Below are 12,052 nucleotides of genomic sequence, written 5' to 3' on the forward strand. Positions count from 1 at the left end.
CAACCCGGCGTTCGTCGGCAAGGGCATCCCGAACCCCGGCTTCTCCGACGACGACCGCACCCCCGACCCCGCCCGCGCCCCCGGCCGCCCGGCCGGGGGCTCGGGTGCGTCCCGGGCCGGGAGGTCAGCCGCCGGCGAGCCGGCCCGGGTCCGCGACGACGGCCCGCACCACGCCCACCGCGGCGCCCAGCAGCGGCCCGCGCCGGCCCAGCCGGGACACCGTCAGCCGCTCGTCCGACCAGGGCCGCACCGTCACCCGGGCGGCCAGCTCGGCCCGCATCGCCGGCAGCAGCCAGGGCGCCAGTCGGGCGTAGCCGCCGCCCAGCACCACCTCGGCCGGGTCCAGCAGGTTGACCGCCCCGGCGGCCGCGATGCCCAGCGCCGAACCGGCCCCGGCCAGCACCGCGAGGGCCGGCTCGTCCCCGGCCCCGGCCCGCCCGGCGAGCAGCGTCACCCAGTCGCCCCGCGCGCCCGCCGGCCCGGCCGCCCGCAGCACGGCCGCCTCCCCCGCGTACTGCTCCAGGCAGCCGTGCGCGCCGCAGGCGCAGCGGTGGCCGTCCGGGTGGACGGGTACGTGGCCGAACTCGCCCGCGTAGCCGCGCGCCCCGCGCAGCAGCCGCCCGCCGACCACGATCGCCGCGCCGACGCCGGCCTCGGCCGACACGTACAGGAAGTCCTCCGGCCCGCCGCCCAGCCACCGTTCGGCCAGCCCGCCCAGGTTGGCCTCGTTGTCCGCCTCGACCGGCAGCTCGGCCAGTTCGGCCGCGCCGGCCGCGCGCAGCGCCGGGCGCAGTTCGGCCGCCAGCGGGACGTCCCGCCAGCCCAGGTTGGCGGCCCGCTGGAGCACCCCGCCGGAGGTGCCGACCAGCCCGGGGACGGCCAGGGTCAGCCCGGCCGGGCGCAGGCCCGCCTCGGCGACGGCCGCGTGCAGCAGTTCGGCGAGGTCGGCCATCACCGCGGCGGGCCGGCGGCCCCGGTTGCGGACCTCGCGGCGGCGCCAGGTCCGGACCTCGCCGCTCAGGTCGACCACGCAGGCGCCGAGGTGCTCCACGCCGATCTCGGCGCCGAGGCCGCCGGGCCCGAGCGGGTTGAGCCCGAGCGCGGTGCCGGGGCGGCCGACCTTGCCGCTGGGCGCGGCCGGGCCCTCCTCGACGACCAGGCCGCCGGCGATCAGCTGTTCGGCGAGCGAGGAGACGGCGGCCCTGGTCAGCCCGGTCTCGGCGGCCACCTCGGCCCGGGAGCGCGGGGCGCGCGCGATCACCCCGAGCACCAGGGCCAGGTTGGCCCGGCGCATCCCCTGCTGGCTGGCGGGCCCGCTCCGAACCGCGTCCGGTTCCCCGCGCATAACCCTCACCTCACGGCCTTATGGGGCATCCCGTGGCATCTCGGGTGCAGCGTAACCGGGTTCGTACCTCGGGTGCGCCCGTTCGGCGGGCCGGGTGAAGACCCACCGCTGCATCGCCCAGAAGCGGAACAGCATCGCGGCGAAGGTACCGACGACCATCCCGCTGAGGAAGTCCGCGGTCTCCTGGACGAACGGGCCGACGTACGGCTCGCGCAGGTCCAGGGCGTAGCGGGAGAGTGCCAGCGGCAGGTCGTTGACGGCGATCGCCATGGCGCTGACCAGGAAGAACAGCAGTGCCTCGCGCGGGTGCCCGGCCGTCCGGAAGGCCCAGCGACGGTTGAGCACGTAGGAGACGACGGTCGAGATCACGGTCGCGACCGTCAGCGCGACCACCGGCTTGTGCTCCAGCACGGTGAACTTCAGCTCGAAGTCGGTCACCGTGGTGAGCACGAAGCAGGCGCCGCCGACCAGCAGGAACTTCACCAGCCGGCGGTGCCGCACCAGGAACGGACGCAGCCGGGCCGGCACCCGGGCCAGGGCGCGCTGCGTGGGGGACGGCATCTCCGCAGTGTGGCACGCGCAGACGCCGTCCTCCCGTCGATCCTCCCGCCGACCCGGCGCGGCCGGGTCAGGCCGCCGCGGCCAGGACCTTGGCCGGCTCCAGGGCCAGCTCCAGCACCTCCCGCACGTCCGCCACCGGGTGCACGGTGAGCCGCTCCAGCACCTCGGCCGGGACGTCGTCCAGGTCGGCCTCGTTGCGCTTGGGGATGATCACCGTGGTGACGCCGGCCCGGTCGGCGGCGAGCAGCTTCTGCTTCACCCCGCCGATCGGCAGCACCCGCCCGGTCAGCGACACCTCGCCGGTCATCGCCAGGTCGGTGCGGACCTTGCGGCCGGACAGCAGCGAGGCGAGCGCCGTGGTCATGGTGATGCCGGCGCTCGGCCCGTCCTTGGGGACGGCCCCGGCGGGGACGTGCAGGTGCACGCCGCGGTCGCGCAGCGAGGTGACCGGCAGCTCCAGTTCGGCGCCGCGCGAGCGCAGGTAGGAGAGCGCGATGTGCGCGGACTCCTTCATCACGTCGCCCAGCTGCCCGGTGAGGGTGAGCCCGGTGCCGCCGGTCTCGGCGTCGGCGAGCGAGGCCTCGATGTAGAGGACGTCGCCGCCGGCGCCGGTCACGGCGAGGCCGGTGGCCACGCCGGGGACGGCGGTGCGCCGCTCGGCCGGCGCCTGGGCGGCCTCCGGCACGTGGTGGGGCCGGCCGATCAGGGCGCGCAGCTCGTCCGGGCCGATCGCGGCGGGCAGTTCGCGCTCGCCGAGCTCGGCCTGGGCGGCGATCCTGCGCAGCACCCGGGCGATCGAGCGCTCCAGGTTCCGCACGCCGGCCTCCCGGGTGTACTCCCCGGCCAGTCGGCGCAGCGCCGCCTCGTCGACGCTGACCTGCTCGCCGCCCAGTCCGGCCTTCTCGCGCTGGCGCGGGAGCAGGTGGTCGCGGGCGATGACGACCTTCTCGTCCTCGGTGTAGCCGTCGAGGCGGACGAGCTCCATCCGGTCGAGCAGCGCCTCGGGGATGGCCTCCAGCACGTTGGCGGTGGCGAGGAAGACGACATCCGAGAGGTCGAGCTCGACCTCCAGGTAGTGGTCCCGGAAGGTGTGGTTCTGCGCCGGGTCCAGCACCTCCAGGAGGGCGGCGGCCGGGTCGCCCCGGTAGTCGGAGCCGACCTTGTCGATCTCGTCGAGCAGGACGACCGGGTTCATCGAGCCGGCCTCCTTGATCGCCCGCACGAGCCGGCCGGGCTGCGCGCCGACGTAGGTGCGCCGGTGGCCGCGGATCTCGGCCTCGTCCCGGACGCCGCCGAGCGCGACCCGGACGAAGGTGCGGCCCATGGCGCGGGCCACGCTCTCGCCGAGCGACGTCTTGCCGACGCCGGGCGGGCCGACGAGTGCCAGCACCGCGCCTCCGCGCCGGCCGCCGACCAGCCCGAGCCCCTGGTCGGCCCGGCGCTTGCGCACCGCGAGGTACTCGACGATGCGGTCCTTCACGTCGGCGAGGCCGGCGTGGTCGGCGTCCAGCACGGCGCGGGCGCCGGCGATGTCGTACGCGTCCTCGGTGCGCTCGTTCCAGGGCAGCTCCAGGACGGTGTCCAGCCAGGTGCGGATCCAGGGGCCCTCGGGGGACTGCTCGGAGGCCCGCTCCAGCTTGTCGACCTCCTTGAGGGCCGCGTCGCGGACCTTCTCGGGCAGGTCGGCGGCCTCGACCCGGGCGCGGTAGTCGCCCTCCTCGTCGGCCGGGTCGCCGTTGAGCTCGGCCAGTTCCTTGCGGACGGCCTCCAGCTGGCGGCGGAGCAGGAACTCCTTCTGCTGCTTGGCCACGCCCTCCTCGACGTCCTTGCGGATGGTGTCGTTGACCTCCTCCTCGGCGAGGTGGTCGCGCAGCAGGGTCAGCGCGTACTCCAGGCGGGCGACCTGGTCGGCCTCCAGCAGCACCTTGAGCTTCTGCTCGGCGGTGGCGAAGGGCGCGTAGCCGATGTTGTCGGCGAGCTCGCCGACGCCCTCGATCTGGGCCACCCGGTCGACGATCTGCCAGGCGCCGCGCCTGCGCAGCCACTGGGTGGACAGCGCCTTGTACTCCTTGACCAGCTCGGCGGCCCGGCCGGCCGCCGGGGCGTCCACCGAGGACTCCCGGAAGGGCGTGGTCTCCACCCAGAGGGCGGCGCCGGGGCCGGTGGTGCCGGCCCCGATGCGGACCCGGCGCACGGCGCGCACCAGCGCGGCCGGCTCCCCGTCGGCCAGCCGGCCGACCTGCTCGACGGCGGCCAGGGTGCCGACCGCCGCGTACGAGCCGTCCACCCGCGGGACCAGCAGGACCTGCGGCTTGCCGGTGCCGGTGGCCGCCGCGCGGGCGGCCTCGACCGCGGCGCGCACCTCGGTGTCCTTGAGGTCCAGCGGGACGACCATGCCCGGCAGGACGACCTCGTCGTCGAGCGGCAGCACGGGCAGGGTGAGCGGTGTGGACGTCGATGCCATGATCTCTCCCCAGTCAGTGAAGTTGAGTCGACCTGACTAAGGCCTGGCGTGCGCCGGATGTTCCCGGGGCGGTGTTCGCCGTGAGCGAACAGGAGGAGGGTGCGGAGCGAACGGGGGGAGGGCGCGGGAAGCGCCGTCAAAAGCACGCGGGAGCGGCACCCGGAAGGGTCAGCGCACGTCCAGGACCGGAGCGCCGCCCGGCGCGGGCGAGGAGCCCGCGGCCGGCGCCTCGACCCGGCGCGTCCGCGGCTTCGGCCGCGGCCGTCGGGCCTGGGCCCGGCGCAGCCAGCGCCACAGCGCCACCCCGGTGAGCACCGCGGCGGGGTGCCCCACGGCGGTGACCAGGTCCCGCTCGGTGAGGATCTGCTCGGCGATCAGCAGCCCGGCGCCGCCGAGCGCGACCAGCCGCCCGCGCCACGGCAGCAGCCCGGCCACCGCACCCAGGCAGGTGAGCACGCCGTAGCTGACGCCGATGTCCAGGTAGTCCAGCGCCGCGGTCTCCATCCGCCCGGTCTCCACCGCGGTGATCACCACGCCCTGGGACAGCAGCGTGGCCGTGACGTGCCCGATCGCGAAGACCGCCGCCGCCCGGGCGGGACCGATCCGGCGCTCCAGCGGCGCGAGGGTGACGGCGAATCCCCACAGGTAGGGCATCCACACCTCGCCGGCCACCCAGAAACCGCTGAGCAGCAGCGCGCGCAGGGGGTGCTGCAGGAGGTTGTGGCCGTCGGAACTGGAGGCCTCCTGCAGCCGCTGCACGAGTTCCGGATCGGCGAGTTTGGCAAAGGTCGTGGTGGCGCCCACCACGGCGAGATAGCCGAGGGTGAAGGGGTTTCGCCGGGGTGTCGGCACCCGCGCCAGCAGCCACTCGACGACGCCGGTGCGCAGACCGTGCCGGAGCATGCCGTACGGCGGGCCGGCGGGCGACGCCCCGACCCGTCCGGCACCTCGCCGCAGTCCAGCCATGCCGCCCTCCGCTCCACGCCGGCAGCCACCGGCCCCTCACCAGGTGCCCAACGTACCGGCGCGCGCCGCGGATCCCGCCCTGCGGGGCGTTGTCGTGGCCACGTTACGTCGAGGTTCTGAGAGGCATCTGAGAAAAGCCGGTGAAGACCGTCAGGAAACCGGTCGACCGGATTCCTGATATTGGTCCAGACCTTCTTCCGGCGGGCGCACCGGCAGGGGCTCTGACCGGCGACTTGGCGTCAACTCGACTGCATACGTACCGTTACGCAGAGAAAAATCGCCGGGTAAGGTATCGGCCCGTGCCCACTCGTGCAGTGGGCTCCGAGGGCGGCCCGACAGCCGGCCCACGGGCCGGAAACGTCCGGTCCACCTGCCGGGAGGCATCCGCTGTCCGTACGCTGCGAAGTGCGCGGGAGAAGTGGGCGGGCGACAATCCGCCCGCCGACCCGCACGCACGACGGGACGGCGGACCCGGCACAGTCCACGACGGAACAAGACTACGAGCGGAGCCCGCCATCCCCACAGGTGGCCGGCCCGCAGCCCTGGGGGCGGTGGCGTGACCGTGACAGAACTTCAGCAGGACAACAACCACAGCGGCGGCACGGTGAGCAGCCAACGCAGAGTGCTGGTGGTGGAGGACGAGCCGACGATCGCGGAGTCGATCGCGGCCCGGCTGGGCGCGGAGGGCTTCAAGGTCGCCGTGGCCCACGACGGGCCGGGCGCGGTCGACGGCTTCCACACCTGGCAGCCGGACCTGGTGGTCCTCGACATCATGCTGCCCGGCTTCGACGGCCTTGAGGTGTGCCGCCGGATCCAGGCGCAGCGCCCGGTGCCGGTGCTGATGCTGACCGCGCGCGACGACGAGACGGACCTGCTGGTCGGCCTCGGCGTGGGCGCCGACGACTACATGACCAAACCGTTCTCGATGCGCGAACTGGCCGCCCGGGTCAACGTGCTGCTGCGCCGCGTCGAGCGCGCCCAGCAGGCGGCCCGCACGCCCGCGCTCGGCTCGCTGCGCTTCGGCGAGCTGGAGATCGACCACGTGCAGCGCCGGGTCCGGCTCGCCTCGGGCGACGTCCACCTGACGCCCACCGAGTTCGACCTGCTCGCCTGCCTGGCCGCGCAGCCGCGCGCCGTGCTGACCCGCGAGCAGCTGCTGGCCGAGGTCTGGGACTGGACGGACGCGTCCGGCACCCGCACCGTGGACAGCCACGTCAAGGCGCTGCGCCGCAAGATCGGCGCGAGCTGGATCCGTACCGTCCACGGCGTCGGGTACGCGCTGGAGGCCCCGCTCTCCTAGCGGCGAGCCTCGGGCGACGGGCCTCCGGGGGGCCCGTGTCCCGAACTGCCGCGCACCACGCGGGGGACGTACGCGGGGATCACAGGGGACCAATGACCTTTCCACAGCAACGCAACGGGGACACCGGCGGCACGCGGTCGCAGACGCTGGCCGCCCGCGCCGCCCGCCGGGTCTGGGCCGACATCAGGCCGCTCGACCCGGTCCGCTCGATCAAGGGCAAGCTCGCCCTGCTGGTGATCGTCTCCGTCTTCCTGGCCACCGGCATGGTCGTCGTGGCGATCCGGTCCGAGACCCAGATCCGGATCATCATGGTCTTCTCCATGATCGCCTCGCTGCTCTTCATGCAGTTCCTCGCGCACGGGCTGACCGCCCCCCTGCGCGAGATGACGGCCGCCGCCCGCGCGATGGCCTCCGGCGACTACAGCCGCCGGGTCGAGGTGAACTCGCGCGACGAGATCGGCGAGCTGGCGACCACCTTCAACCAGATGGCCGCCGACCTGGGGGCCGCCGACCGGCACCGCCGCGAACTGGTCGCCAACGTCTCGCACGAGCTGCGCACGCCCATCGCCGCGCTGCGCGCCGTGCTGGAGAACGTGGTGGACGGCGTCGTCCAGCCCAATCCGGCGACCCTGGGGGCCGCCCTGGAGCAGACCGAGCGGCTCGGCCGCCTGGTCACCCACCTGCTGGACCTCTCCAAGATCGACGACGGCGTGGTCGACCTGGACGCCCGACCCTTCGAGGTGCGCGAGTTCCTGGACGGCGTGCTGCGCGGGGTCACCGTGGACGGCGCGACGGCCGGCGGGGCGTTCTCCCGGCGCGGCGACGTCCGGCTGGCGCTGGAGGTCAGCCCGACCGGCCTGACCGGCGTGGCGGACCCGGAACGGCTCCACCAGGTGGTCGCCAACCTGGTCGACAACGCCTGCAAGCACTCCCCGCCCGGCGGCACCGTGACGGTGCGCGCGCGGCCCGACGGCGGGCCCGGCGGCCTGCTGCTGGAGGTCGAGGACGAGGGTCCGGGCATCCCGCCGGCCGACCGCGGCCGGGTGTTCGAGCGGTTCAGCCGCAGCGGCACCGCGACCGCCCAGGGGCCCGGCTCGGACGGCGGCACCGGCCTCGGCCTGGCCATCGCCCGCTGGGCGGTGGACCTGCACGGCGGTCGGATCGCGGTCGCCGAGTCGCCGCGCGGCTGCCGGATCGAGGTCCGGCTGCCGGGGCAGCGCTGAGGGTCGGATGTGTCACAGAAGCGACACAGAGGTACACGAAGATCATTGGATGATCCGTATGGGGCTTTGTCCGGTTTTGTCCGGATATGCCCCATGGGTGGGCGCGATCGCTTCCCCTCAGATACGGCTTTCTAACGCACATTTTCAGCCAAACTGCAGGTCAGGACTGTGATCTGGGCGACGCCTGGGGCCCGGGGACTGCGCGATCACTGGTCAGGGGCGTAGCCTTAATCCCCGCTGTCCAAACATCCCAAAAGGAAGCGGAAGAGGGCGGTTGCCGCCGTGTCGCCACAGTCCCCTGAAACCCCCAATAGCTCGGCTAGCTCCACTGGCTTCGGTCCCAATGAGTGGCTCGTCGATGAGATCTACCAGCAGTACCTCCAGGACCCGAACTCGGTCGACCGAGCCTGGTGGGACTTTTTCGCCGACTACAAGCCCGGTACCGAGGTGACCCCAGTGACCCAGGCCGCGACCCAGGCCGGCCCCACGCCGACCCCTGCCGCTGCCCCCGCGCCCGCTGCTGCTGCTCCGGCCGCGACCGCCCCCGCCGCACCGGCCGCCCCGGCCGCTCCGGCGCCGGCCCCCGCGCCGCTCGCCGCAGCTCCCGTCGCGCCCCCGGCTCCGGCCCCGGCCCCCAAGGCCGCCGCCCCGGCCCCTGCGGCCGCTCCGGCCGCCGCCGCGGCGGACGCGCCCGCCGGCCCCGAGCTGATCCAGCTGCGCGGCCCGGCCAAGGCCGTCGCCACCAACATGGACGCCTCGCTGGAGGTGCCGACCGCGACCTCGGTCCGCGCGGTGCCCGCGAAGCTGTTGATCGACAACCGCATCGTCATCAACAACCACCTGCAGCGCGCCCGCGGCGGCAAGGTCTCCTTCACCCACCTGATCGGCTACGCCCTGGTCCAGGCCATCAAGGCCGCCCCGGGCATGAACTACAGCTACAAGGTGGAGAACGGCAAGGCCTTCCTGGTCAAGCCCGAGCACGTCAACCTCGGCCTGGCCATCGACCTGGTCAAGCCGAACGGCGACCGCCAGCTCGTCGTCGCGGCCATCAAGAAGGCCGAGACCCTCGACTTCTTCGGCTTCTGGCAGGCCTACGAGGACATCGTCCGCCGGGCCCGCGCCAACAAGCTGACCATGGACGACTTCACCGGCGTCACGGTCTCGCTGACCAACCCCGGCGGCATCGGCACCGTGCACTCCGTGCCGCGCCTGATGCAGAACCAGGGCACCATCGTCGGCGTCGGCGCCATGGAGTACCCGGCCGAGTTCCAGGGCTCCGCCCCGGAGACCCTGTCCCGGCTGGGCGTCTCCAAGATCATGACGCTGACCTCGACCTACGACCACCGCGTCATCCAGGGCGCGGCGTCCGGCGAGTTCCTGCGCGAGATCCACCGCCTCCTCCTCGGGGAGAAGGGCTTCTACGACGAGATCTTCGAGTCGCTGCGGATCCCGTACGAGCCGGTCCGCTGGGCCACCGACGTCGCCACCACCCACGACGACGAGGTCAACAAGACCGCCCGCGTCATGGAGCTGATCCACGCGTACCGTGTGCGCGGCCACCTGATGGCCGACACGGACCCGCTGGAGTACAAGCAGCGCAAGCACCCCGACCTGGACGTCACCACCCACGGCCTCACCCTGTGGGACCTGGAGCGCGAGTTCGCGGTCGGCGGCTTCGGCGGCCAGAAGATGATGAAGCTCCGCGACATCCTCGGCCTGCTGCGCAACACGTACTGCCGCACCGTCGGCGTCGAGTACATGCACATCCAGGACCCGAAGCAGCGCAAGTGGCTGCAGGAGCGCCTGGAGAAGCCGTACTCCAAGCCCGAGCGCGAGGAGCAGCTGCGCATCCTGCGCCGGCTGAACTCGGCCGAGGCCTTCGAGACCTTCCTGCAGACCAAGTACGTCGGGCAGAAGCGCTTCTCGCTGGAGGGCGGCGAGTCGCTCATCCCGCTGCTGGACGCCACCATCGACGCCGCCGCCGAGCACCGCCTCGACGAGGCCGTCATCGGCATGGCCCACCGCGGCCGCCTGAACGTGCTGGCCAACATCGTCGGCAAGCCGTACGGCAAGATCTTCGGCGAGTTCGAGGGCAACCTCGACCCGAAGTCGATGCACGGCTCCGGCGACGTGAAGTACCACCTCGGCTCCGAGGGCACCTTCACCGGCCTGGACGGCGAGACCATCAAGGTCTCGCTCGCCGCGAACCCCTCCCACCTGGAGACGGTCGACCCGGTCGTCGAGGGCATCGCCCGCGCCAAGCAGGACATCCTGGACCAGGGCGGCACCACCTTCCCGGTGCTGCCGATCCAGATCCACGGCGACGCGGCCTTCGCCGGCCAGGGCGTCGTCGCGGAGACCCTGAACATGTCGCAGCTGCGCGGCTACCGCACCGGCGGCACGATCCACCTGGTGGTCAACAACCAGGTCGGCTTCACCGCCGCCCCGGCGTCCTCGCGCTCCTCGATGTACTGCACCGACGTGGCCCGGATGATCGAGGCCCCGATCTTCCACGTGAACGGCGACGACCCGGAGGCCGTGGTCCGCGTCGCGCGGCTCGCCTTCGAGTTCCGCCAGGCGTTCCACAAGGACGTCGTGATCGACCTCATCTGCTACCGCCGCCGCGGTCACAACGAGGCCGACAACCCGTCGTTCACCCAGCCGCTGATGTACGACCTGATCGACAAGAAGCGCTCGGTGCGCAAGCTGTACACCGAGGGCCTGATCGGTCGCGGCGACATCACCATGGAAGAGGCGGAGCAGGCGCTCCAGGACTTCCAGGGCCAGCTGGAGAAGGTCTTCGCCGAGGTCCGCGACGCCGCCCAGACCCCCGCCCCGGCCATCGCCGGCAAGCCGGTCGCCGACTTCCCGGTCAACATCCAGACCGGCATCTCCCAGGAGATGGTCAAGCGGATCGCCGCCTCGCAGGTCAACCTGCCGGACTGGCTGACCGTCCACCCGCGCCTGCTGCCGCAGCTCCAGCGCCGCGCCGCCTCCGTCGAGGACAACACCATCGACTGGGCGACGGGCGAGACCCTCGCCATCGGCTCGCTGCTCATGGAGGGCCACCCGGTCCGCCTGGCCGGCCAGGACAGCCGCCGCGGCACCTTCGGCCAGCGGCACGCCGTCCTGATCGACCGCAACACCGGCGAGGACTACACCCCGCTGCAGTACCTCACCGAGGACCAGGCCCGCTACACCGTCTACGACAGCCTGCTGTCGGAGTACGCGGCGATGGGCTTCGAGTACGGCTACTCGCTGACCCGCCCGAACTCGCTGGTCATGTGGGAGGCGCAGTTCGGCGACTTCGTCAACGGCGCGCAGACCGTGGTGGACGAGTACATCGCCTCCGCCGAGCAGAAGTGGGGCCAGCACTCGGGCGTCACCCTGCTGCTGCCGCACGGCTACGAGGGCCAGGGCCCGGACCACTCGTCCGCCCGCCCGGAGCGCTTCCTGCAGCTGTGCGCGCAGAACAACATGACGGTCGCCATGCCGACCCTGCCGTCGAACTACTTCCACCTGCTGCGCTGGCAGGCGCACAACCCGCACCACAAGCCGCTGGTCGTCTTCACCCCGAAGTCGATGCTGCGTCTCAAGGCCGCGGCGAGTGCGACCGAGGAGTTCCTGTCCGGCTCCTTCCGCCCGGTCATCGGTGACAACACCGTCGACCCGGCGCAGGTGCGCAAGGTCGTCATCACCGCCGGCAAGTTCTACTACGACCTGGCGGCGGCCCGCACCGAGCGCGGCGTCACCGACACCGCGATCGTCCGGGTCGAGCGGCTCTACCCGCTGCCGGTGGCCGAACTCCAGGAGGAGCTCGCCCGCTACGGCGACGACGTCCAGTTCGTCTGGGCGCAGGAGGAGCCGGACAACCAGGGCGCCTGGCCGTTCATCGCGATGAACCTGGTCGACCACCTCCAGGTCGTCGTCGGCCGCAGCGCCAACGGCTCGCGGCTGCGCCGCGTCGCCCGCACGACGGCCTCGTCCCCGGCGGTCGGCTCGGCCAAGCGGCACGCCGCCGAGCAGCAGGCGCTGATCGAAGAGGTCTACTCGCTCTGAGGCCCTGACGGCCCCGAAGCGCTGGAGCACCGACGCCCGCGGCCCCCCCCCCCCCCCCGGGGGAGGGGGGCGGGGGCGGGCCCCCCGAACACGGCCCCGGGAAAACCCCACACCACGGAGTGTACCCCGGGAGC

The 12,052-nt window shown here is 73.1% G+C and carries 7 protein-coding genes; 3 read left to right on the forward strand and 4 right to left on the reverse strand.

The features are described from left to right. Positions 1-124: 124 nt before the first annotated feature. The 4 genes from ACFV61_RS30685 to ACFV61_RS30700 all read right to left on the reverse strand — a co-directional run bounded on the left by ACFV61_RS30685 (position 125) and on the right by ACFV61_RS30700 (position 5,336). Complete coding sequence (locus tag ACFV61_RS30685) at positions 125-1,345, reverse strand: ROK family transcriptional regulator (RefSeq protein ID WP_063347838.1); 1,221 nt, start codon at positions 1,343-1,345, stop codon at positions 125-127. Between the two features lie 18 nt (positions 1,346-1,363). Next, positions 1,364-1,906, reverse strand: coding sequence for a GtrA family protein (locus ACFV61_RS30690; protein WP_063347839.1), 543 nt, complete (start codon positions 1,904-1,906; stop codon positions 1,364-1,366). A gap of 67 nt (positions 1,907-1,973) precedes the next feature. Next, positions 1,974-4,370, reverse strand: a complete 2,397-nt coding sequence (gene lon / locus ACFV61_RS30695) for an endopeptidase La (protein ID WP_380495163.1) — start codon at positions 4,368-4,370, stop codon at positions 1,974-1,976. Positions 4,371-4,538: 168 nt separating this feature from the next. Beyond that, entirely contained in the window at positions 4,539-5,336 is a 798-nt protein-coding gene (locus ACFV61_RS30700) for a rhomboid-like protein (RefSeq protein WP_380336819.1), read from the reverse strand. Positions 5,337-5,898: 562 nt separating this feature from the next. Here ACFV61_RS30700 and ACFV61_RS30705 point away from each other — a divergent pair. The 3 genes from ACFV61_RS30705 (at position 5,899) to ACFV61_RS30715 (ending at position 11,918) form a co-directional block, all read left to right on the forward strand. Then, a complete protein-coding gene (locus tag ACFV61_RS30705) occupies positions 5,899-6,636 on the forward strand; it encodes a response regulator transcription factor (RefSeq protein ID WP_063351140.1) in 738 nt (245 codons plus the stop codon). Positions 6,637-6,728: 92 nt separating this feature from the next. Beyond that, positions 6,729-7,859: a cell wall metabolism sensor histidine kinase WalK gene (locus ACFV61_RS30710; protein WP_063347842.1), complete on the forward strand. Its 1,131-nt coding sequence runs from the start codon at positions 6,729-6,731 to the stop codon at positions 7,857-7,859. Between the two features lie 282 nt (positions 7,860-8,141). Next, the gene (locus tag ACFV61_RS30715; protein ID WP_063347843.1) at positions 8,142-11,918 is read left to right on the forward strand and encodes a multifunctional oxoglutarate decarboxylase/oxoglutarate dehydrogenase thiamine pyrophosphate-binding subunit/dihydrolipoyllysine-residue succinyltransferase subunit; all 3,777 of its coding nucleotides are present in this window, start codon (positions 8,142-8,144) and stop codon (positions 11,916-11,918) included. The last annotated feature ends 134 nt before the right edge of the window (positions 11,919-12,052 follow it).

The organism is Kitasatospora sp. NPDC059817 (assembly GCF_042731835.1).
Lineage (GTDB): Bacteria > Actinomycetota > Actinomycetes > Streptomycetales > Streptomycetaceae > Kitasatospora.